Genomic DNA, 22176 nt, shown 5'->3' with positions numbered 1-22176 from the left:
CCGGCCACCATTCGTAGACCATCGAAAGAAGTGCGCGGCGCGTGTTCAATTCACTCTCTGACCGGTTGACAGCAACCTTCAAGAACCTCCGTGGCAAGGGCCGCCTCACCGAGGCTGACGTCGATGCCACCGTCCGGGAGATCCGCCGTGCCCTCCTGGACGCGGACGTCGCCGTGTCCGTGGTCCGCGAGTTCACAGGCCGCATCCGTGAACGCGCCCTGGGTGCCGAGGTTTCGGGAGCGCTGAACCCGAGCCAGCAGATCGTCAAGATCGTCAATGAGGAACTCAAAGAGATCCTCGGCGGCGAGACGCGCCGCATCCGTCTGGCCAAAACCGGCCCCACCATCATCATGCTGGCCGGCCTTCAGGGTGCCGGTAAGACCACCCTCGCAGGCAAGCTTTCCAAGTGGCTCAAGGCCCAGGGCCACAGCCCCATGCTGGTGGCGTGCGACCTTCAGCGCCCTAATGCAGTGACCCAGCTCCAGGTAGTTGGCCAGCGCGCCGGTGTCCCGGTGTTCGCCCCGCACCCGGGTGCCACCTCCGAACTTGAGCACCCCGCCGGTGACCCGGTTGCCGTAGCCAAGGCCGGCGTCGAGGAAGCCCGCCAGAAGCTTCACGACGTCGTGATCGTGGACACCGCCGGCCGCCTCGGCGTGGACGCCGAGATGATGGACCAGGCCCGTCGCATCCGCCAGGCGATCATTCCCAACGAAGTCCTTTTTGTCATCGACTCCATGATCGGCCAGGACGCCGTCAACACGGCGATGGCGTTCGATGAAGGCGTCAACTTCACCGGCATCGTGCTTTCGAAGCTCGACGGCGACGCCCGCGGTGGTGCCGCACTTTCCGTTGCGTCGGTCACCGGTAAGCCAGTCATGTTCGCGTCAACGGGCGAAGGCCTTGACGATTTCGAACTCTTCCACCCGGACCGGATGGCTTCCCGCATCCTGGACATGGGTGACGTACTTACCCTGATCGAACAGGCTGAGAAGGCGTGGGACAAGGACGAAGCAGCCCGGATGGCGAAGAAATTCGCCGACCAGGAAGACTTCACCCTTGACGACTTCCTGGCCCAGATGCAGCAGATCCGCAACATGGGCTCCATGAAGAAGATGCTCATGATGATGCCGGGTGCGCAGAACATCCGCCAGCAGCTTGAGAACTTCGACGAAAAAGAGATCGACCGCGTCGAAGCGATCGTCCGTTCCATGACCCCGCACGAGCGTGTGGCTCCCAAGATCATCAACGGCTCACGCCGCGCCCGTATCGCCAAGGGTTCAGGTGTCCATGTTTCCGAGGTCAACGGCCTGCTGGAGCGTTTCGCCCAGGCCCAGAAGATGATGAAGAAGCTGGCCCAGGGCGGCGGCATGCCGGGCATGCCCGGAATGCCCGGCCTCGGTGGTCCCGGTGGAGGACGCAAGAACGGGAAGAACGCGCCCAAGAAGAAGGCGCGGTCGGGCAACCCGGCCAAGGCTGCCCAGGAACTGCGTGACGCAGAAGCCAAGCGGGCCAATGCGGCCTCGGCGGCTCCCACAGGCGCGGCCTTCGGCCAGGGCGCAGCGGACTTCGACCCGTCCTCGCTCAACCTTCCCAAGGGTTTCGACAAGTTCCTCGGTAAATAACCGTGCCGACATCCCGGCCCCGCGTCGGAGCCGGGATGTCAGAGCCGTCGAATAGGCTGAACCAATGCATAAGCAGCGCGTAGTCTTCCTTCACGGCCTGGGCAGTTTTGGTGCTGCGGCCTGGCCGAAGCAGCACGGCATGGCGCTTGGCTATGATGCACTTTTTCTCCGGAGGCACGGTTTTGATCCGGTCGCGGACCCGGCGGAATCCAACGTCGCTGCCGACGTCGCCATCGTGATTGGTGCCTTGGCTGATTCAGGGGGCGGCCACGTCGTAGCGCACGAGCAAGGCGCGATCTCCGCCATGTTGGCGGCCGTTGAGCGCCCTGATCTTGTGCATTCGCTTTCCTTGGTGGAGCCCGCCTGTTTGTCCCTGACTGCTGAGCTTGCCGCTACCGCTTCATATCGGGCGCTGATGGAACCGCTGTTTGAGGTGCGGGGCCAGCTCAACGACGCCGATTACCAGCGTGAGTATTTCCTCCGCGCGTTTTCCGCCGAAACGGGAGGGCTCGACTCTCCCGAGGCCCGGCGTTCTGCCCGCAGGCTCCGGCTCCAAGCTCCGCCGTGGGAAGCTCCACTGCACATTGTTCCTGGTGTTCCCACCCTGGTTCTTACGGGTGGTTGGGAGCCGCTGTACGAGGAAATCGCCGCGTACCTCCAGGAGACCGGTGCCCTCCGCCGTGTGGCAGCAGGCGGGCACCGGCCCCAGGACTCACCCGACGGCGATCACATCATCCGCTCGTTCGTCGCAGAGGTGGGACGGGCCAGGTCAGTTCAGGCTTCCTGACTGCGTGGTCCCATCGATCGGCTCCGGCGTCCGTGCGGAGGCCACCTGGAGCTCCGGCAGGTAGACCTTTCCACCGGAGGCGAGGAACTCCGCACTTTTTTCCCGCATCCCGCTGTACATTCCTGCGATCGCCGCTTGGGATTCTGCTGAACCGTATTCGTCGCGGATGTCCTGGCTGATGCGCATGGAACAGAACTTGGGTCCGCACATTGAGCAGAAGTGCGCCGTTTTGGCGGGTTCGGCCGGCAGCGTTTCATCGTGGAACGACTCGGCCGTCACAGGATCGAGGGACAGGGCAAACTGGTCCCTCCACCGGAACTCGAAGCGCGCCTTGGAAAGTGCGTCGTCGCGCTCATGTGCGCCGGGGTGCTCCTTGGCAAGGTCCGCCGCATGCGCCGCGATCTTATACGTGATCACCCCTGTTTTGACATCGTCTTTGTTGGGTAGGCCCAGGTGTTCCTTAGGCGTGACGTAGCAGAGCATGGCCGTACCGTAGCGGGCGATCTCCGTGGCACCGATGGCTGAGGTGATGTGGTCGTAGCCGGGGGCGACGTCGGTTACCAGCGGACCCAGGGTGTAGAACGGTGCCCCTTTGCAGAGTTCCTGCTGCCGTTCCACATTTTCGCGGACCAGGTGGAACGGGATATGCCCGGGACCTTCCACCATCACCTGCACGTCGAATTCCCAGGCGCGCTGTGTGAGTTCGGCCAGGGTGTCCAGTTCCGCGAATTGTGCGGCGTCGTTGGCGTCAGCGGTAGCGCCGGGACGCAGGCCGTCGCCGAGGGAAAACGCGACGTCGTACTTGGCAAAAATTTCGCACAACTCGTCGAAGTGCGTGTACAGGAAGTTCTCCTGGTGGTGGGCCAGGCACCACCCCGCCATGATGGACCCGCCACGGGAAACTATGCCTGTCACGCGGTTGGCGGTCAGCGGTACGTACCTGAGCAGTACACCGGCATGGATCGTCATGTAGTCCACGCCTTGCTCGCACTGTTCGATCACTGTGTCACGGAAGATTTCCCACGTGAGCTTGTTGGCTTCTCCATTGACCTTTTCCAGCGCCTGGTAGATGGGAACGGTGCCGATCGGAACAGGGGAGTTGCGGATCAGCCACTCGCGGGTGGTGTGGATGTCGTCGCCGGTTGACAAGTCCATGACGGTGTCCGCGCCCCACTGCGTAGCCCACTGAAGCTTGTCCACTTCTTCGGCAATTGAACTGGTGACGGCCGAATTGCCGATGTTGGCGTTGATCTTCACCAGGAAGGCCTTGCCGATAATCATGGGCTCGGATTCGGGGTGGTTGATGTTGTTGGGAATGATCGCGCGGCCGGCGGCGACCTCGCTGCGGACCAGTTCGACATCGCAATTCTCGCGCAGCGCCACGAAGCGCATCTCAGGCGTCACCAGGCCTTGCCGTGCGTAGTGCATCTGGGTGACGGTCTTACCCTCGGCGGCGCGGCGTGGCACCGGTTGCGCGCCCTTCCACTCGGCTGAGGCGGCCCCGCGGCGAACAGCCGACTTGCCGTCGTCGAGCAGGTTCCGTTCGCGGCCGGAATAGGCCTCAGTGTCGCCGCGGGACTCGATCCATGCGGCCCGGAACGGTTCCAGGCCCACGACGGGATCGCTGCCCGGGCCTGCCGTCCGGTACACCTGCAGTGGTGCGTTGGCTTGGCCATTGGGGGAGGGCTCCAGCGCGATTTCCGTCACGGGGACGCGGATTCCGGCGTCATGGTCTTCAAGCCATGCCAGCGAATGGGACCTCAGGGACTGCGTAACAGGCTCGTTTTGGGCAGGGCTGGACTCGTTTTGGGCAGGGCTGTGCTGTGTTTTGGTGGTGCTCAAAGGATTACTCACTTCCTTCGCCGGCATTACCCGGACAGGTTCAACGGTCGCAGGCTGCCTCAGCCCGATCTCAGCCCCTGCAAGGGCCCCCGTGTGGTCGTAGACGAAGCTACCACAGCTGGCAGGGGGCGCCCAGTCACATCAGTCCGCCGAAGCCTGCCGCCCCGCTGCGGATTAGGCTTTTGCCATGGCCAACATCATTGAATTCAGCGGACCCGTGCTCGTGGCGGCAGATGACGTGCGCCAAGGAATGTGGTCTGTTGGGGGAGCGCTGACGTTTGAAAAGCCGTCGTCCCCTCCCGACAAGGTACTGGACGGTTGGGTCCTGCCGGGTTTCGTGGATGCCCACTGCCATATCGGCTTGGGCGCCGGTGGGGCCGTGGACGACGCCACCACCCTCGCGCAGGCCCAGGCCGACCTCGCTTCGGGAACCCTGCTGATCCGCGACTGCGGATCTCCCAGCGACACACGTTGGGTGCAGCCGCGGACGGACTTGCCCCGCCTTATCAGGTCCGGCCGCCACATCGCCCGAAGCCGTCGGTACCTGCGCGGATTGGGCCATGAGATTGAACCGGAACAGCTGGTGGAGACCGTCCGTAAGGAGGCCCGCGACGGCGACGGTTGGGTGAAGCTCGTAGGCGACTGGATCGACCGGGGCATTGGCGACCTGGCGCCCTCTTTTCCGGCAAAGCTGGTCAAGGACGCCGTAGCTGCCGCCCACGAGGAAGGTGCCAGGGTCACGGCGCACTGCTTTGCGGAGGACACAATCGACGACATGCTGGATGCCAACATCGACTGCATCGAACATGCCACTGGCCTTCTGCCCCGGCACATCCCACGGCTGGTGGAGCAGTCAGTGCCGATCGTTCCCACGTTGGTGAACATTGCGACCTTTCCGGAGATCGCCGCCCAGGCGGCGCCAAAGTTCCCCGGGTACGCGGACCACATGACGCGGTTGTGGGAGCGCCGGCGTGAGCGGGTCCTTGAGGCTTTCGAGGCCGGGGTGGCGATCTACGCGGGAACGGATGCGGGCAGCGTGATCAAGCACGGCCGCATCGCGGACGAAATGCATGAACTGCACGACGCCGGCCTGCCGCCCGCCGCGGTCCTGGATGCCGCTGCGTGGGGCGCCCGCAAGTGGCTGGGAGCCGACGCCATCAGCGAAGGCGCCAGTGCCGACGTCGTTCTCTGCCATGACGATCCCCGGCACGACCTACGGACGGTATCCGGGCTCAAGCACGTGGTCCTTCGCGGTGAACTCATGGGATGAGTGTCAAATGGCTGGGAATAAATTGAAGCTTCAAGTAATTTAGAGAAGTAGAACCTGCCGAAAGGCGGACACTACAACACGGGGAGCTTCACATGTCCACATCATCCGCACAGGACCTTCTTCCTGCCGACCTCGCCATGGGCACTGTCATGCTCAAGGTCGGCGACATGAAAGTCATGAGTGACTACTACCAGCGTGCTTTGGGCCTTGTGGTCGTGGCCGAACAGGACGGCGGCCTCTACCTGGGTCGGGCAGGCAAGCCCGTGGTTCACTTGGCGCCGGCTTCGGGGCTCCAGATTCCGGGGCGGGGGGAAGCCGGGTTGTTCCACACCGCCGTACTGTTCCAGGATCAGCCCTCACTGGCGGCCACCATCGCCACCGCTGCCGGATACGAACCCCGGGCGTTCGTGGGCAGCGCAGACCACCTGGTCAGCGAAGCGTTCTACTTCACCGACCCGGAAGGCAACGGCATCGAGCTTTACTACGACAAGCCCCGTGAAACCTGGCAGTGGGACGGCAAGAACGTCGTCATGGACAACGTGGCCCTCCCGCCGCAACGTTTCCTTCAGCAGCACCTGAGCGAAGAAGCCGTCACGGGCCAGCATCAGGCAGCGGCCGGTGTCGGGCACGTCCACCTTCAGGTGGGTGACGTCGCCACCGCCCAGGACTTCTACGTCGGGACCCTGGGCTTCGAGCGTACCGCGGGCTGGCACGGCCAAGCACTGTTCGTATCCGCCGGCGGCTATCACCACCACATGGCCATGAATGTCTGGAACAGCCGGGGTGCCGGCCCTCGCAAGGACACTCTTGGGCTGGGGGAAGTGTTGATCGAGGTTCCATCCAGCGAGGATGTCGGGGCCTTGGCGGACCGTTTGCGCGTTGCCGGGGTGCAGAACCATCACACCGGCGCTGAACTGCAGTTCGAAGATCCGTGGCGGAACAAGCTGCGGGTGGCTGTTCGCTAGACGGCATCCCGCCGGAGTGCCCGTCGGTGCCCCATGCTGCACTAGGCTGGGCAGTGACGGTTCGGGACCCTGGCGGGCCTGCGCCGGACGTCCCGTCAGCACGAAGGATTGAGAGTACTTTCCATGGGCTTTGCCGAAATTTTTGTAGCCACCCACGACGAAGCACTCAAGCGGGCGGCAGCCCTGGGTAAAGGTGCCGATGCCGCAGGCCCTGCAGTCCGCATCAACGGCATAACGGACTTCGAGGTGGAACAACTGGGCGACCTCGCCGGCCAGGCCGTCCATGCTGCAGGCGCTGACTACGAACTCGCGCTGGTGGACGTCACCAGTGACGCGCTGCTTGGCGTTCCCGAAGCGATGGTGAGGGCCTTGGCCGAATTGCTCACGTATGAGAGCGAAGGTGAAGCCAATGTCCTGGATGACGTTGCTTCCGCCTGGGCGGAGCAAGAAGACATGCCGTTCGACGCCGCCCAGTCCCGGCAGTACGTTCAGCAACTTGCCGCTCTGGCCACGGACGTGGAAAAAACGGAGCGCGCCGGGCTTTACGTCTGGTCCGAATAGCCACCTCTCGGGCTGGGTCCGGGCACTGACCGGGCCTTGGTGTGACCAAGAACTCACCGACCCGGAGGGCTTGAGTCGTAATCTACCCGGGCATCTGGCACAATAGACAGGTACTCGATCGGTGCGGCCCCTCTCTCCGTGCTCGTATCTTGTCCTTCGAACCGTCTAGTATGGCCCGCCCCACGGGTGCAAAACGTCGGGTTCAACCCCGTTTCAGAAACAGGAGTGACCACAAAAGTGGCCGTAAAGATTCGCCTTAAGCGCTTCGGTAAGATGCGCGCACCGTACTACCGCATTGTCGTCATGGATGCCCGCGCCAAGCGCGATGGCCGTGCCATTGAAGAAATCGGCAAGTACCACCCCACCGAAGAGCCGTCGTACATCGAGGTCGCTTCCGAGCGCGCCCAGTACTGGCTTTCCGTTGGCGCCCAGCCGACTGAGCAGGTTGCTGCGATCCTCAAGATCACCGGTGACTGGCAGAAGTTCAAGGGCCTCCCGGGCCAGGAAGGCACCCTGAAGACGAAAGCTCCCAAGGAAGCTTTCGTAGCACCGGAGAAGGGTTCCGTCATCATCCCGGAAGCCATCACCAAGAAGGCCAAGAAGGACGACGCTGCCGAGGCTCCGGCCGAGGCTGAAGCAGAGACCACCGAGGCTGAGTAAGTTGCTGGCAGAAGCGCTCGAGCACTTGGTTCGTGGGATCGTTGACAGCCCTGAGGATGTCAAGGTCAGTGCCAAGAACAACCGCCGCGGGGAATCCCTTGAGGTGCGCGTTCACCAGGAGGACCTCGGACGGGTGATCGGCCGTCAAGGACGGACCGCACGCGCACTGCGCACTGTGGTTGCCGCCTTGGCTGGTGGCGAGCAGGTCAGGGTCGACGTCGTCGACACCGACCGCCGCCGGTAACGCGCTCAGCACTGCTTGTCTTAGATCCGGCCCCTTCACCGAATATGGTGGAGGGGCCGGATTGCTTTGTCCAACACTTCACACCGTGGCTGCCCGGCGGCGCGGAACAACAGGAATTCAGAGGAACCCATGCAGCTCCAGGTGGCCCGGATCGGTAAACCCCATGGCATTCGCGGCGAGGTAACGGTGCAGGTACTCACTGACGCACCCGCAGAGCGCTTCGTCGCCGGAACCGAGTTCGTCGTGGAGCCGGCGTCCGCCGGACCCCTGACCGTCCGCAGTGCCAGGTGGAACAAGGACATCCTGCTGCTCGGATTCGAGGAGATCGCGGACCGAAATGCCGCCGAGGCCATCCGCGGCGCCAAGCTGTACATCGAAACCGAGGAACTCGACGACGAAGACGACGACGAGGGCTGGTACGAACACGAACTCGTTGGGTTGGAAGCGCGCGTTGGATCCCAAGTCGTGGGCAAGGTGGCAGCGCTGACGACGTTGCCTGTCCAGGACCTGCTGACAATCACCACGGACGAGGGAAAGGAAATCCTTGTTCCCTTCGTGGATGAAATCGTTCCCGAGGTCAACATTGAGGACGGATACGTCCTCATCACCCCGCCTGCGGGACTCTTTGAGCTCAATGACGACTCCTCTGACGACGCAAAGGATGCTGCGGGGGATGACGCCTGAATGAGGATTGATGTCGTCAGTATTTTCCCCGAATACCTGGCCCCCCTTGAGCTCTCCCTGATAGGCAAGGCCCGGCAGGACGGATTGCTGGAGCTCAACGTCCACGATCTCCGCAGCTTCACCACCGACAAGCACCGGACGGTGGACGATACCCCGTACGGCGGCGGCGCCGGGATGGTCATGAAGCCTGAACCCTGGGCCCAGGCCCTTGAGTCGCTGGCGCCTGCGCACGAAGGTGCCAAGCCCGTATTGATCGTTCCGTCACCGGCAGGACAACGCTTCAACCAGGCGCTGGCCTACGAACTCGCTGAAGAAGAGCAGCTGGTCTTCGCCTGCGGCCGATACGAAGGCATCGACGAACGCGTCATGGACTGGGCCCGGGACCACTTCACGGTGCGCCCCGTCAGCCTCGGGGACTACGTTCTCAATGGTGGCGAGGTAGCTGTCCTTGCCATGGTTGAGGCAATCGGTCGCCTGCTTCCCGGGGTGGTCGGAAACCCGGAATCCCTGATCGAGGAGTCGCACTCCGACGGCCTCCTGGAGTATCCCGTCTACACCAAGCCCTCGTCGTGGCGGAACCACGATGTTCCGGAAATCCTGCTCAGCGGCAACCACGGAAAAATTGCCCAGTGGCGCCGCCACGAGCAGTTCCGCCGCACCGCAGAGCGCCGGCCTGACCTCTTGGCGGATTTCGACGCCGGTGCTTTGAGCCGCGCCGACCGCAACGCGCTGGCGGAACTCGGCTATGACGTGGTGGATGGACGCCTGCAGGCCAGGCATGGCGGCGACGCCGCCAACTAGCGCTGCCCGCCGCCGTCGGGAGTTCCAGTCCCGCCAGTTGGCTGGATGGCTGCGCTTATGGCAGAATTAACCCTTGTGTCTGCTGGGCTGACACCTGCCACAGGGGGAGTTCAGCCAACAGTCGGACAACCCGGTGACGCCAATCAGTGGCGGAACCGGACACTAATAAAACTTCGGCGGAGATTTCCGGTAGGCCTTCGGGCTGCGGGCTTGTTCGCCGTAACCCAAAGTGAATGACCTGTGGCGTTCACCAGGAGTGGATTAATGCATATCCTCGATAGCGTAGATGCAGCCTCGCTGCGTAACGATGTTCCTGAGTTCCGCGCGGGTGACACCCTCAAGGTTCACGTCAACATCATCGAAGGCAAGAACTCCCGTGTCCAGGTTTTCCAGGGCTTCGTCCTTGGCCGCCAGGGCGACGGCGTTCGCGAAACCTTCACCGTGCGCAAGGTTTCCTTCGGTGTCGGCGTAGAGCGTACCTTCCCGGTACACTCCCCGATCATCGACAAGATCGAGGTCGTCACCAAGGGTGACGTCCGCCGCGCCAAGCTTTACTACATGCGCGCACTGCGCGGTAAGGCTGCGAAGATCAAGGAAAAGCGCGACTTCGCCAAGTAAGTCCTGCGACTTACGCAACGGGTCCAGGATTCGTGCCCGGTTGTATCCGGAGCAATCCGCAACGCAACAGGGATACGAGTCATGGACACATCAGAACGCCAGCCCCGGAAACAGGGCTGGCGTTTTGTTTTGCTCGCACTGGTCCTCGCGATCGCCATCAGCGGATTGGTCCGTTCCCTGTGGCTTGATGTCTACTACATTCCCTCGGAATCCATGGAGCCGCTCCTGATGACGGGCGACCGGATCCTGGTATCGCGGACCGACTTCAGTGCCGAGCCGATCCGCCGGGGCGATGTTGTGGTCTTTGATGGGCGGGGTTCGTTTGCTCCGCTGAGCAGCGGGCGCGGTCCATTCGTTGACGCCGCCTCTGCAGCAGCCCAGTGGTTCGGGCTGACGGGCAGCGACACCACATACGTCAAGAGGGTCATCGGGGTGCCGGGTGACCATGTCCAGTGTTGTGATACCGGCGGCCGCCTCACAGTGAACGGTCAGGTACTTGAGGAACCCTATCTGTACCCGGGAGACGAACCCAGCAAGCAGAAGTTCGACGTCGTGGTGCCTCCGGACCGGCTCTGGTTGATGGGCGACCATCGCTCGCGGTCTGCTGACTCCCGTGGCTTGCTGGGTGCGCCCGGCGGAGGAATGGTTCCGATGGACCGGGTTATCGGCCGGCCGGTCCAGATCATCTGGCCACTTGATAGATTTGCAGAGATGCCTCGCTCCACGCAGGCCGAAACACCATCGAAGAACGGACAGTAGATGCCGGACAAAGCTCCTGGGAACCCCGAGCGGTACGACGACGACTCGCGGCTCCCGGACGGAACGGCAAGTGCCGCTGGTGTAGCGGAGCCGGATGCTGGTGCAGCAGAGCCTGAAGAGGATCAAAAGAAGCCCCGCAAGAATCCTGCCCTGGTGTGGATCAAGGAAATCGCCACTGTCGTGGCCATTGCACTGGTGTTGTCCTTCCTGCTGAAAACCTTCCTCTTCAAGGCTTTCTACATTCCCTCGGAGTCCATGGAGAGCACCCTGGACGTTTACGACCGCATCTTCATCAATTTGCTCGTTCCCGGACCCTTTGACCTTTCGCGGGGAGACGTCGTGGTCTTCAAGGACACGCAGGCCTGGCTGCCGCCCGTGGCACAGAAACCCGCCGGCCCCATGGACTGGGTAGGGGACACGCTCGAGTTCGTGGGCTTGGCTCCGGATGCCAGCGAGCAGCACCTGGTGAAGCGCGTCATCGGACTGCCGGGCGATCATGTCACGTGCTGTGACGCCCAAGGCCGCGTCAGCGTCAACGGCGTCGCGCTCAATGAAAGCTATATCAACCCCGCGGAACTGCCTTCCCCGCAGTCGTTCGACGTCGTCGTGCCGGAAGGTAAAGTGTGGGTTATGGGCGATAACCGCAACCACTCGGCTGACTCGCGGGCCCACCAGGAAGTCAACGGTGGATTCGTCAACATAGAGGACGTCGAAGGCAAGGCAACCGTCATCGCGTGGCCGATCAACCGGTGGACCGTCCTCGATAACTATCCGGACGTTTTCCGTAATGTCCCTCAAGGCACCCCGGCGAAGTAATGGCTACCGCAACAGCCCGGAAGAAGACCCCCGCCAAGGCGAAGGCCAAGGCCCAGGCAGGTTTTCCCACCCTCGACGTTGAGCGTTCCTTTCTGTCCTCCGGGGTGCGCTTGCTGGCCGGTGTCGACGAGGTGGGCCGTGGAGCCTTGGCTGGCCCGGTCAGCGTTGGCATCACAGTGGTCGACCTTGCCGATCACGGCCTGCTGGCCGATGTCCGCGACAGTAAACTCCTCAAACCAGAGGACAGGGACAGACTGGAACCCCTGGTCCGTGAATGGGCCCTGGCGTCAGCTGTAGGTCATGCCTCGTCCCGGGAAATCGACGAGATCGGCATTATTGCGGCTTTGCGCCTGGCCGGCACGCGTGCGTGGTGTGACATCCTGGACGGCGGCGTCACGCCTGACCTGGTCCTGTTGGATGGGAGCCATAACTGGCTCTCACCCGAGGTCCAGGCATCTCTTTTTGATCCTGCCCCGGCGGGCGCCGGCTGCGAGGCACCGGTCCACACCAGGGTAAAGGCGGACATGAGTTGCCTGAGTGTTGCTGCAGCCAGCGTATTGGCCAAGGTGGCTCGTGACCGCATCATGGTGGACCTTCACTCCGAGCTGCCGGCTTACGGCTGGAACGTGAACAAGGGGTATGCCACCGCCGCACACAGGGATGTCATCCGCCTGCATGGTCCCAGCGCGTACCACCGGACCAGCTGGCACCTGACGGGGCCCGACCCCGAGTAGAGCAATCCTGTAGCTTTCTGTTGCAGGTCTGGCGCATGGCACCTTGCAGATGGTGCAAAGATGGAACCATGAGTGCCGAGGACCTTGAGAACTATGAAACCGACATGGAGCTGCAGCTCTACCGTGAGTACCGGGATGTAGTCGGTCTGTTCAGCTACGTTGTAGAGACGGAGCGGCGGTTCTATTTGGCCAACCATGTTGATCTCCAGGCCCGCAGCGCAGACGGGGAAGTTTACTTCGATTTGACCCTGCAGGACGCTTGGGTCTGGGACGTTTACCGTTCGGCCCGTTTCGTCAAGAACGTCCGCGTGATTACTTTCAAGGACGTCAACGTCGAGGAACTGCCCCGCAGCGAAGACCTGGCCTTGCCGAAGGACGGCGGCCTGGGCGATCTCGGAGATCTTGGCAACTAGCCTGCTTCACTGCACTGTTCCTCCACAGCGCTGATTCCGGCGGGTTTACGCACATAGCCTCCTAAGCCCCTGCCGCTCACCCCCTCCAGCCGGAAGGCTGGACAGCGGAGGTGATGGTCATGAGAGCAAAAGACCGGCTTGGCCAAAATGGCGAGGCATTGGCTGCGGATTTCCTGACGGATCAGGGGATGCGGATCATTGATCGCAATTGGCGGTGTGCGGAGGGTGAGATAGACATCGTCGCGATCGACGGTGACACCTTGGTGGTTGCCGAGGTCAAAACCCGGAGCAGCCTGGACTACGGGCACCCCTTCGAAGCTGTTGGAGCGGCAAAGCTCGCCCGTTTACACCGGCTCCTTTCCTGTTGGTGCCGGACCCACGAGTTCAAAGCGTCGCGTCAGCGTGTCGATGTCGTCTCGGTGGTGGACGGCGGCGTCGGTGATCCTGTGCTTGAGCACCTGCGGGGTGTCGGCTAGGTGGGGGTGGGTCGCAGCTACTGTGTTGCCCTTGTTGGCCTGAACGGTTACATCGTGGAAGTGGAGGCCGACATTGGGCAGACGCTTCCGAACTTTGTGATCCTGGGGCTCCCTGACGCCGCCTTGAACGAGGCCAAGGAACGTATCCGATCAGCCGCGCAGAACTCCGGAATACCTTTGAGCCGCCGGAAGATCACGGCCAACCTGATCCCAGCGTCACTGCCTAAACGGGGATCGGGCTTCGACCTCGCCATCACAATGGCAGTGCTTCGTGCTGCCGAGGACATCCGTTCCATCGATGGAACAGTCTTTATCGCCGAGCTTGGCCTGGACGGCAGGCTGAGGCCGGTCCGGGGAATGCTGCCCGCCGTCATGGCTGCCGTGCAAGCCGGGTATCCGGACATCGTGGTGGCGGAGGCGAATGTTGCCGAGGCTGCTTTGGTGCCCGGCGCGAACGTCCGAGGCTATAAGACGCTGGCACGGCTCGCCTATGATTTTGGCGCAGACCCGAAGGACCTCGCCCTGGACTACGATCCCATGGACGAGGATGTCCCGGAGATTGACGCCGTTGAAGTGCCGGTGGCGCCGGACCTTTGCGACGTTTCGGGGCAGGAAGAAGCCCGGCAAGCGTTGGAAGTCGCTGCTGCCGGCGGACACCATATGCTGCTGACGGGGCCGCCGGGGGTCTGTCTTTAACCGTGTATGCGTGAGGGCATACGAGGGGGCCGACTTGCCGTCAAACATGCGCGCGACATTCATCGTGGAAGCAGCGCCTGCCCGAGCCTGGCCGAGTTGCTGCCCGGGCCCGCCTTGGGCGACGTACGAGCGGTGAGCGCGGACCTCGAGGCGAAGACGAAAGCCAGCGGCCTAAGCCGTCGCACTGCGGTCTCCGGAGGCACGGATTGGTCATGGCGAGGACTAACGAGCCCGACGCGGCATAGAGACGGAGAAGCTGGAAAGCAACCGTACTTTCCAGTTTTTCCTATTGCCTCGAGACCGCGCACATAGAGAACGTAAATCCCGTCAAACGAAATGGCCATGAATTTGCGATTTTTTAGAGATTTCTCGACACGCTCCAAATCCACACCATAATGTCGCTTATGTTGTGGATTTTGTGAGAAGGTCAATTATGGATCTCGCTTATAACACCGCCGTGTCTCGAAACGCAGATAGACACGCCCACATAATTGCGGCGTGGCAGTTGGCGCAGAGTTCACCGCACACGCTGGCTGCTTATACCCGAAATCTTGCCGGGTACTGTCTCTGGCTCGATGATCTGAACCTGGACCTGCTCACGGTGCGCCGGGTGCATGTGGACGGCTACCGGCACACCCTGACGGGAGCACTTTCGACGGTGGCCAGGACGCTCGCTGCGGTGTCGAGCTTCTATCGGTATGCACTGGCTGAAGACGTCGTGGACCGGAACCCGGTGGCGACCGTGGTCAGGCCAAATGTGGACGCAGACCACAGTTCGACCCAGGGGCTGAACCGCGACCAGGCGAGGGCACTGCTGGCGGTCGCTCACAGGGACAGTCACCGTTCCAACGCCCTGGTAAACCTGCTGGTGTTCACCGGCGTCCGCATCAGCGAAGCGCTCAACGCGAGAACCGCGGATTATGGCCACGACGCAGGACACCGCACGCTTCGGATACAGCGCAAGGGAGGCAAGTCCGCCAAGGTCGCCGTGCCCGCGCCGGCGGTGGTTGCGCTGAATACTTACCTGGGCACCTCCGGCGCTGACCTGGTTCTGGGCCACGGTCCGGCGCAGAGCCTTCCGCTCTTCACCACAGCCACCGGGAAACCCTGGAACCGCTCAGAGGCATTCCGGACCGTACAGCGGCTGGCTGGGAGAGCCGGAATACAGGGCCAGATCAGTCCGCACAGCCTGCGGCACACCTTCGCCACGATCGCCCTGGACAGCGGAACCTCGCTGCACGCCTTGCAGGACAGCATGGGTCACGCTGATCCGCGGACCACCAGGCGTTACGACAGGGCGCGGAACAACCTGCTCAAATCAGCCAGCTACGACGTCGCACGGGCGCTGGCGTAAGCCCGGCTCAGTGCGCTGCTGCCAGGGCCGCGGGAAGTTCGGTCAGGGCTCTGATGATGAATTCAGGACCTTCAAATTGGCCCGGGTAGCTACCCCCGGTCCTGTTCAGCCACGCTGTATGCAGCCCGGCACGGGCAGCGCCGTGGATGTCCCACGGATGCACGGCCACCAGCAGCATGCCGGCCGGGTCGGCCCCGGAGGCGGCGGCATATTCATAGGAGGCCCGGGCGGGCTTCCAGGCGGGCGCGTCTTCGACCGAGAGCAGCGACTCAAACGCGTCCCGGATCCCGGCTTCACTGAACAGCCTGTCGGCGATCTGGGCCGAGCCGTTGCTGAGGGTGATCAGCCGGAACCCTGCCGCGGCGAGGGCCTTGACCCCCTCGGGGACATCTGGATGTACCCCGAGGCCGTTCATGCCGGCCATAACATGGTCGACCGCCGCGTCGAGAGGCCGGTTAAGCTCCACCCCGGTCAGGAGTCCCCGGAGTACGTCGGCCCCGATGGCGGCGAACGATCCGTTGTCTCCGCTGGCCGTAAGCGCGAAGCCGTCACGCAGCAGCGTGGCGAACCAGAGCTTGGCCAGCTCGGCCGGCGCCCCGACCTCGCTGAAGCGTTCCCCCATGGGCGACATATCTGACAGGGTTTCGTTGACATCAAAGACAATGACTGAGATGGCGGTGGTCATGAATTCTCCTTGTGGTCGCGTGTATGTCTCGAGTGCAAGTCTGCCGGGCACTATGAATTCAGTAGCGGCGAACTGGCATTGGCCTTGGCTCTCGTTAGAGGTAGCTGCAGATGCGTTCGGGGTCGCAGGCTGCGGGGTCCCCGGCGGCCGCGGCGTCATGGAATTCGGCGACGGTTGCCCGCAGTGCGGTGAGTTCTGCGATCTGGGCATCGAGGTCGCGGAGCTGGTTGGCCAGCAGATCCCGCACGTGCACGCAGGGGGCCTGTCCGATGTCCCGGACCGAGAGGATGTCCCCGATCTGGGCCAGGGTCAGTCCGGCGGTGCGGCCGCGGCGGATGAATTCCAGCCGGCTGATCGTTTCGTGGGGGTAGTCGCGGTATCCGTTAGGGGCCCTGTCGGCGGCCGACAGCAGGCCCCGGTCCTCGTAGAACCGCAGGGTCTTGGCTGTCAGGCCGGCGGCTGCGGCGGTTTCGCCGATACGCATCATGCACCTCTTGTCCCGGGGAATTTCCCTCTTGACCTTCCAGTTTAGTGGAAGGTCAAGAAACGATACAGGAAACCGTATGGGCCCGCCTGGCCGGGGAAGCCCGCCGTTTTCCGGGGGCGTTGAGCCGGGTCAGGGCTCCACGGTTCCGTGCTGGCGACGCCTCTTGACCTTCCCCCATGGGGGAAGGTGCAGACTGAGGGCAGACCCATACACGACGCGCCGTTGCGGGTATTGCCGGATGGCCCTGCTGTACGACTTTGGAGGATTCATGTCTGAACGAACACCTGATTTTGATCTGGCGGTCATCGGCTCCGGTGGAGGGGCGTTCGCGGCCGCGATCCGGGCGACCAACCTGGGCAAACGCGTGCTGATGATCGAGCGTTCCACCGTGGGCGGGACGTGCGTGAACACCGGCTGTGTGCCGTCCAAGGCGCTGTTGGCCGCGGCGGAGGCCCGACATGTTGCCCTGGACACCTCTGGCCGGTTCCCCGGCATCAGCACCTCCGCCGGGGAAGTGGACATGGCCGGGCTGATCGGCGGGAAGCGTTCCCTGGTAGAGACGATGCGTTCGGATAAATATGTGGACCTGATCGCGGACTACGGCTGGGAGCTGCGTCAGGGCAATGCCGTGTTCGCCGGCCCGCCGGACGATCCGGTTCTGGAAATCACCGGAAAGGACGGTGCTCGGGAATCCGTCCGGGCGGCGCACTATCTGGTGGCCACCGGGTCCGCTCCGTGGGCGCCCCCGATCGAGGGGCTGCAGGACGCGGACTACCTGACCTCCACCACGGCGATGGAACTGGAAGAGGTTCCGGACTCGCTGCTGGTTATCGGCGGCGGGTACGTGGCGCTGGAACAGGCCCAGCTCTTCGCCCGCCTCGGGTCCAGGGTCACCATGCTGGTCCGCTCCCGCCTCGCCTCGGCCGAGGAACCCGAAGCCTCCCGGGCCCTGATGAGTGTCTTCGCCGACGAAGGCATCCGCGTCGTCCGCCGTGCCACCGTATCGTCCGTGCGGACCGACCCGGCCACCGGAGAGATCGTCGCGACCGCGGCCGTCTCCGGCGGGCACGAGGAATTCCGGGCCGACCGGCTGCTCGTCGCCATGGGCCGGCGCCCGGTCACGGACGGCCTGAACCTGGACACCGTCGGAGTCAAGACCGGGGACCGGGGCGAAATCCTCGTGCAGGACACCCTGGCCAGCACCAACCCCAGGATCTGGGCTGCCGGGGACGTGACAGGACACCGCGAATTCGTCTACGTCGCGGCCTCCCACGGCTCCCTGGTGGTGGAGAACGCCTTCAACAGTGCCGGCCGCGAGGTCGACTACCGGCACCTGCCCCGCGTCACCTTCACGAGCCCCGCCCTGGCCGCCGTCGGGATGACGGACAAGGAAGCCAACGAGGCGGGCATCCGGTGCGAATGCCGGGTCCTGCCCCTGGAATACGTGCCCCGGGCCCTGGTGAACAGGGACACCCGCGGCTTCATCAAGATCGTCGCCGACGCCGACACCGGGCGGATCGTGGGAATCACCGCCGTCGCCAAGGACGCCGGGGACCTCGCCGCAGCCGGGGTCTACATCCTGGAGGCGGGGATGACCGTGGCTCAGGTGGCGAACCTGTGGAGCCCGTACCTGACTATGGCCGAAGGGATCAAGATCGCCGCCCAGTCCTTCACCACGGATGTCTCCAAACTCTCCTGCTGCGCCTCCTAGCTGCCAGGAAGGCCGGAGTTCGACGGAGCCCATCCTGGAAGGGGGGTCTACGGGCGCAGGTTTCACCGGACGCGCTTGGCACCCGTCTCATTACCTTGGGATCTGGGCCAACCTCAGGCCCTTGTATGAATCTGACAAGTCAGCGCCTTGACCCAGGCCTCCCTCTCGGCCCAAGCGTTGGCAAGATGCATCACTGATTTGCAGGCACAGTCCTGGCCTGCGGCACAAAAGTCAGTAAAGGTAGACGTCGATGATCAGGGCCGCCAGTGCCGTTGCGGCAGCTGTTCCCGCAATGCTGCGGGGCGCATCGTGCCTGCATGGTCCGATCATCAGGGCTACAGCAGTTCCCGCCAGGGTGAATACGGCTGTTCCAGTGTCCTGCCAGCTGACCGGAAACGGTGCGAACGGCAGGTCGTGGGAAAACAGGCCGATTGCTCCGGTCCAGTTCAGGATCGAATTCCAGATCATGGGCATAAGGAGCGCGGAACCGGCTGCAGTTACCAGGACACTGACCCGGCGTTCCCGGCGCACCAGCACCAGGAGCGCCACGGCGGCAAAAGCGGATAACAGTGCGCCCAGGAACATCGTTGGCAGACTCATCTACGGCCAGACTCCGGCACACGCAAGGCTGTAACCATGGGTTCAGTGTAGGGCCAGAGCGCGGGGCCGCCACCCTGCCGCAGCCCGAGGGGCCGAGTCGGCCGGGCCGACCATGAGTCCAACGCAGTCCGATCCAGCTGCCGCGAAAGGGTAGTATTGGTGCATATACATGCACGTATGCACTTAAGGGGTTTGGTTGATGTTGTCGGTTCTGCGGAATGTCACGTACCGGCGGCTGTTTGCCGCGCAGGTCGTGGCCCTGATTGGTACCGGTCTGCTGACCGTGGCGCTGGGCCTTCTGGCCTATGACTTGGCTGGCAGCAACGCCGGCGCGGTGCTCGGGACTGCTCTGACGATCAAGATGCTCGCCTATGTGGGCCTTGCCCCGGTGATCAACGCATTGGTCGCGCGGTGGCCAAAGAAGCGGGTCCTGATCGGTGCTGACCTGATCCGGGCCGCCATGGCGCTCTCCCTGCCCTTCATCACCGATGTCTGGCAGATCTACATCGTGATCTTCCTGCTCCAGTCCGCGTCTGCGACGTTCACACCGGCGTTCCAATCCCTAATCCCCACCATCCTGAAAGATGAGAAGGACTACACCCGGGCGCTGTCCCTGTCCCGGCTGGCCTACGACATGGAAGCCCTGGTCAGCCCGGCCATCGCGGCACTGCTGCTCACCGTGCTCAGCTACAACAACCTCTTCCTCGGCACCGTGGGAGGGTTCCTGTTCTCGGCCTTCATGGTCGCGATTACCGTGCTGCCGAAAGTCCCGGCAGCGACTGGGCAACAGGCCTCGCTGTGGCACCGGACCACCCTGGGTGCCAGGATCTTCTGGCGGAACCGGCGCCTGCGCTCCCTGCTGGCCCTGAACCTGGTTGTTGCCGCGCCGACGGCGTTGGTCCTGGTCAACACCGTCGTTTACGTCCGTGACGTCCTGCACCGGCCGAACACAGACCTGGCTCTGGCGTTGGCCTGCTTTGGTGTCGGGTCCATGATCGTAGCCCTGTCCGCCCCGCGGGTCCTGGACCGGTTCGGGGACCGGTCCGTGATGCTCACCGGCGCGGGCGTCATTCCGCTGGTCCTGGCCGGCGCGGCCGCCCTGACACTGTTGGGTGCCCCGGGCACGGGCTGGTGGCTGCTGCTGGGCCTGTGGTTCCTGCTGGGCGCCGCGAACTCTACTATTCTCACACCATCGTCCCGGCTGCTGCGGGACGCGTCGACGGAGGACACGCGGCCTTACGTGTTCACGGCCCAGTTCTCCCTTTCCCATGCCTGCTACATCCTGACCTATCCGCTGGCCGGCTGGGTCGGGGCAATCGCCGGTTTGGGCTGGGCTGCGCTGGCGCTGACAATTATTGCGATGATAGGCAGTGCAGGAGCGTTTCTGTCCTGGCCCCGACACACTTCCCGGACCGGCCAGGGACCGGCCGAGAAGGAGCAGAGCGTTGAGCAGCCAGCCCCACAGCGCATCTAGCCCCGCCCCTGACGTAGCTTCGCTGGTACACCCGGTCACGCCGGGACCACAGCTGCTGGAAACGGCTGCCGGAACCCTGCGGATGCTCGCCGAACCGACCAGGCTGAACCTGCTCTGGCAGCTCACCGAGGGCCCGAAGACGGTCACGGAGCTCACAGCAGCCGTCGGGGTGCCCCGGACTGTGACGAGCCAGCATCTGGCCAAACTCCGGCTCAGCGGCCTCGTGGACACCCGTAAAGACGGCCGCCACGTTATCTACTCCCTCCGAGACGGGCATCTCGTGAGGCTTATCCGCGAGACCATCAACCACGCAGATCACAGAATTACCGGCGAACCCACCCACGGCTGACCGCAGGAAGGGCCGCGAGGCCGACAGGATTACGCGATAGGGGACCCTAAAGTTCGTGTGCAGACGGCTTCTGACATTCGGTGCAGACGACTCCCGAAAATGACACCTACTGACCCAGGATCGGTCAATGGATCAGGCTGTAGGAACTCGTTGCCGGAATCAACGTCCGTCAGAACGGAGGGAGGACGTTTTTGACCAACGGCGGGGGAGCGCGTCGGTAGGCACCGACTTACATTGGTGGAACGCTCCCAAGCGCCCCATAGGGGATCAGCTGAGCACATAACCGCCGAGTCCCATCGCCTCCGCTGGTTTGGCCAGCTATGTCGTGACATCGCTGGCTATTGTCGTTCCGTTGGCATACCTGATTCGATCCAATCTGGCCGGTCCGGGCACGGTGACTTTTCTGGTTGCTTCGGTGGCCATGCTGGCCCTAGTGGTTGCGAATTTTTCCAATCCTTTCATTGCGGTCACTGCAGTTGCGGCTGGCACAATCGGTGACGTTGTCCTTTGTGGCCTGCGGCGCTTTGAAGCCAGCGCGAGAATCCAAGAGTTGGTCTTGGCCGCCCTGCTACCCGCACTGCTATGGTCCGGCCAGCTTCTGGCGCTCAGAGTCACAGGACCCCTCGGATGGTCAGTCGAGATGGTGTCAGGTGTAGTAATGCTCTCGGCCGCGGCCAGTTTTGCCGCAGTTTATGTGCTCGGGCTGGTTGCCACTGACGTGGCAACTCCAGCCGAAGTTTTCCCGCACGTCGACCCGATGCGCGAAGAATGATCACGGAACGGAACCTGAGGCAGTAGCTGTAGGCTCACGTGTTCTTTGGTCTGCATCAAGCGCTTGTGCCTTTGGCTGACCCCGCCCCGGTATTCTTCTGCGCACTGACGGACTCTCCGTACCGGGTGAGCCCACGGGGCTTGTACACGGACAAAATCGTGGTGACGAGCAGCGCCAGCATGGCGGCACCGGCGTCAGCCACGAGCTGTATCCTCATGGCATTCATGTCGGAGGGCCGCAGGTCCGCGGCCGTGGCCATGGCTGCCATCGCGGTAACCGGCTGCAAGTGCACCAGCAACAGGACGGTGGCCAAGGCGGTTATCACGAGCTTGATCACAACCCAGTAGTGCCGGAACAGGCCCCACACTGTGCCGAGCCCCTGGATGATTCCGGAAGCGAGAGAGGCCAGACTTAGCGGGAAGATAATTGACCAGCCGATGAGGTCCATTCCGACATAGGCTGCCCGGACCAGTTGGATGTTGGTGGAGGTCAGTCCAGTGATCGCCAGGACCAGGAACCCGGCGATGGCTCCCAGCCACCCTACGGAAGAGATGATGTGGATTGCCAGCGCTCCTTTCCGGACAGCGGGTCTCATCATCCTCATGGGGTGTGGTTCATGACCATGCCACCACTGAGGTGCACGACCGCAAAGACCACGACCAGCACAGCTGCGGCAATCAGGAACCCCTTCACCCAAAGAGGGGTCCTGTGTCGGGGCGTCTCCCTGCTGTCAGTGGAACCGTTGTCAGGGTTGGAGCCAAGGTTTGTCATGCAGGTCCTTTATTGGTTTTGTGAA

General features: G+C 63.2%; 26 protein-coding genes, 1 pseudogene and 1 riboswitch. Of the genes and pseudogenes, 21 read left to right on the top strand and 6 right to left on the bottom strand.

What is annotated here, in order from left to right; genetic code table 11:
• The first annotated feature begins 41 nt into the window (after window positions 1-41).
• Together ffh and PYR64_RS11025 are read left to right on the top strand one after the other, a co-directional pair.
• Window positions 42-1622 (top strand): signal recognition particle protein, encoded by a 1581-nt coding sequence (ffh, locus tag PYR64_RS11030; RefSeq protein ID WP_018776214.1) that lies wholly within the window; start codon window positions 42-44, stop codon window positions 1620-1622.
• Window positions 1623-1686: 64 nt separating this feature from the next.
• Entirely contained in the window at window positions 1687-2409 is a 723-nt protein-coding gene (locus PYR64_RS11025) for an alpha/beta hydrolase (RefSeq protein ID WP_275775203.1), read from the top strand.
• Here PYR64_RS11025 and thiC read toward each other — a convergent pair.
• On the bottom strand, window positions 2392-4251 hold the full coding sequence (gene thiC, locus PYR64_RS11020; RefSeq protein ID WP_275775202.1) for a phosphomethylpyrimidine synthase ThiC: 1860 nt from the start codon (window positions 4249-4251) through the stop codon (window positions 2392-2394). The genes PYR64_RS11025 and thiC overlap by 18 nt on opposite strands.
• A riboswitch (TPP riboswitch) is annotated at window positions 4247-4354 on the bottom strand. It overlaps the preceding gene by 5 nt.
• 84 nt (window positions 4355-4438) lie before the next feature.
• Between thiC and PYR64_RS11015 the strand changes: the two genes are divergently transcribed.
• The 15 genes and pseudogenes from PYR64_RS11015 to PYR64_RS10945 all read left to right on the top strand — a co-directional run bounded on the left by PYR64_RS11015 (window position 4439) and on the right by PYR64_RS10945 (window position 15302).
• Window positions 4439-5521, top strand: coding sequence for an amidohydrolase family protein (locus PYR64_RS11015; RefSeq protein WP_275775201.1), 1083 nt, complete (start codon window positions 4439-4441; stop codon window positions 5519-5521).
• Window positions 5522-5613: 92 nt separating this feature from the next.
• A complete protein-coding gene (locus PYR64_RS11010) occupies window positions 5614-6486 on the top strand; it encodes a VOC family protein (protein WP_275775200.1) in 873 nt (290 codons plus the stop codon).
• A 123-nt stretch (window positions 6487-6609) separates the two neighbouring features.
• Window positions 6610-7047, top strand: coding sequence for a hypothetical protein (locus PYR64_RS11005; protein ID WP_018776209.1), 438 nt, complete (start codon window positions 6610-6612; stop codon window positions 7045-7047).
• Between the two features lie 237 nt (window positions 7048-7284).
• Entirely contained in the window at window positions 7285-7707 is a 423-nt protein-coding gene (gene rpsP / locus PYR64_RS11000) for a 30S ribosomal protein S16 (RefSeq protein ID WP_018776208.1), read from the top strand.
• Window position 7708: 1 nt separating this feature from the next.
• Window positions 7709-7951 carry an RNA-binding protein gene (locus PYR64_RS10995; protein ID WP_011775119.1) on the top strand — a complete coding sequence of 81 codons (243 nt, stop codon included), beginning with the start codon at window positions 7709-7711 and terminating at the stop codon, window positions 7949-7951.
• A 129-nt stretch (window positions 7952-8080) separates the two neighbouring features.
• Entirely contained in the window at window positions 8081-8635 is a 555-nt protein-coding gene (rimM, locus tag PYR64_RS10990) for a ribosome maturation factor RimM (RefSeq protein WP_018776207.1), read from the top strand.
• On the top strand, window positions 8636-9436 hold the full coding sequence (trmD, locus tag PYR64_RS10985; RefSeq protein ID WP_275775193.1) for a tRNA (guanosine(37)-N1)-methyltransferase TrmD: 801 nt from the start codon (window positions 8636-8638) through the stop codon (window positions 9434-9436).
• Window positions 9437-9700: 264 nt separating this feature from the next.
• Window positions 9701-10054, top strand: coding sequence for a 50S ribosomal protein L19 (rplS, locus tag PYR64_RS10980; protein ID WP_014922079.1), 354 nt, complete (start codon window positions 9701-9703; stop codon window positions 10052-10054).
• Window positions 10055-10135: 81 nt separating this feature from the next.
• On the top strand, window positions 10136-10813 hold the full coding sequence (lepB, locus tag PYR64_RS10975; RefSeq protein ID WP_275775183.1) for a signal peptidase I: 678 nt from the start codon (window positions 10136-10138) through the stop codon (window positions 10811-10813).
• The gene (lepB, locus tag PYR64_RS10970; RefSeq protein ID WP_039241891.1) at window positions 10814-11629 is read left to right on the top strand and encodes a signal peptidase I; all 816 of its coding nucleotides are present in this window, start codon (window positions 10814-10816) and stop codon (window positions 11627-11629) included.
• A complete protein-coding gene (locus PYR64_RS10965; protein ID WP_275775179.1) occupies window positions 11629-12363 on the top strand; it encodes a ribonuclease HII in 735 nt (244 codons plus the stop codon). The genes lepB (PYR64_RS10970) and PYR64_RS10965 overlap by 1 nt, the downstream gene beginning before the upstream one ends.
• 68 nt (window positions 12364-12431) lie before the next feature.
• Window positions 12432-12776, top strand: coding sequence for a DUF2469 domain-containing protein (locus tag PYR64_RS10960; protein ID WP_018776202.1), 345 nt, complete (start codon window positions 12432-12434; stop codon window positions 12774-12776).
• Between the two features lie 110 nt (window positions 12777-12886).
• The gene (locus tag PYR64_RS10955) at window positions 12887-13252 is read left to right on the top strand and encodes a YraN family protein (RefSeq protein WP_181423256.1); all 366 of its coding nucleotides are present in this window, start codon (window positions 12887-12889) and stop codon (window positions 13250-13252) included.
• A pseudogene (locus tag PYR64_RS10950) lies at window positions 13253-13936 on the top strand (magnesium chelatase domain-containing protein); the annotation flags it as partial.
• Window positions 13937-14453: 517 nt separating this feature from the next.
• The gene (locus PYR64_RS10945) at window positions 14454-15302 is read left to right on the top strand and encodes a tyrosine-type recombinase/integrase (protein ID WP_275775160.1); all 849 of its coding nucleotides are present in this window, start codon (window positions 14454-14456) and stop codon (window positions 15300-15302) included.
• A 7-nt stretch (window positions 15303-15309) separates the two neighbouring features.
• On the opposite strand, the gene PYR64_RS10940 is transcribed toward PYR64_RS10945, so the two are convergent.
• Window positions 15310-15987, bottom strand: coding sequence for a haloacid dehalogenase type II (locus PYR64_RS10940; protein ID WP_275775158.1), 678 nt, complete (start codon window positions 15985-15987; stop codon window positions 15310-15312).
• Between the two features lie 94 nt (window positions 15988-16081).
• The gene (locus PYR64_RS10935; RefSeq protein WP_275779934.1) at window positions 16082-16471 is read right to left on the bottom strand and encodes a heavy metal-responsive transcriptional regulator; all 390 of its coding nucleotides are present in this window, start codon (window positions 16469-16471) and stop codon (window positions 16082-16084) included.
• Window positions 16472-16742: 271 nt separating this feature from the next.
• Here PYR64_RS10935 and merA point away from each other — a divergent pair, with 271 nt between their 5' ends.
• Window positions 16743-18185, top strand: a complete 1443-nt coding sequence (gene merA, locus PYR64_RS10930) for a mercury(II) reductase (RefSeq protein ID WP_275775156.1) — start codon at window positions 16743-16745, stop codon at window positions 18183-18185.
• A gap of 231 nt (window positions 18186-18416) precedes the next feature.
• On the opposite strand, the gene PYR64_RS10925 is transcribed toward merA, so the two are convergent.
• A complete protein-coding gene (locus PYR64_RS10925; protein WP_069694943.1) occupies window positions 18417-18785 on the bottom strand; it encodes a hypothetical protein in 369 nt (122 codons plus the stop codon).
• Between the two features lie 199 nt (window positions 18786-18984).
• On the opposite strand from PYR64_RS10925, the gene PYR64_RS10920 reads away from it, so the two are divergent.
• The 3 genes from PYR64_RS10920 (at window position 18985) to PYR64_RS10910 (ending at window position 21380) form a co-directional block, all read left to right on the top strand.
• Complete coding sequence (locus PYR64_RS10920; RefSeq protein WP_069694942.1) at window positions 18985-20259, top strand: MFS transporter; 1275 nt, start codon at window positions 18985-18987, stop codon at window positions 20257-20259.
• Window positions 20231-20608 (top strand): metalloregulator ArsR/SmtB family transcription factor, encoded by a 378-nt coding sequence (locus tag PYR64_RS10915; RefSeq protein WP_069694941.1) that lies wholly within the window; start codon window positions 20231-20233, stop codon window positions 20606-20608. Before PYR64_RS10920 ends, PYR64_RS10915 begins: the two co-directional genes overlap by 29 nt.
• 325 nt (window positions 20609-20933) lie before the next feature.
• A complete protein-coding gene (locus tag PYR64_RS10910) occupies window positions 20934-21380 on the top strand; it encodes a hypothetical protein (RefSeq protein ID WP_182263952.1) in 447 nt (148 codons plus the stop codon).
• Window positions 21381-21435: 55 nt separating this feature from the next.
• Here PYR64_RS10910 and PYR64_RS10905 read toward each other — a convergent pair whose 3' ends face one another.
• Window positions 21436-21984: a DUF2269 domain-containing protein gene (locus PYR64_RS10905; protein WP_206599674.1), complete on the bottom strand. Its 549-nt coding sequence runs from the start codon at window positions 21982-21984 to the stop codon at window positions 21436-21438.
• Window positions 21981-22151, bottom strand: coding sequence for a hypothetical protein (locus tag PYR64_RS10900; RefSeq protein WP_168529610.1), 171 nt, complete (start codon window positions 22149-22151; stop codon window positions 21981-21983). Before PYR64_RS10900 ends, PYR64_RS10905 begins: the two co-directional genes overlap by 4 nt.
• Window positions 22152-22176 lie beyond the last annotated feature (25 nt).

The organism is Paenarthrobacter sp. Y-19 (assembly GCF_029223985.1).
GTDB lineage: Bacteria > Actinomycetota > Actinomycetes > Actinomycetales > Micrococcaceae > Arthrobacter > Arthrobacter nicotinovorans.
The sequence above is the reverse complement of the archived record's forward strand: the minus strand, read 5'-3'. Positions and strand labels throughout refer to the sequence as shown.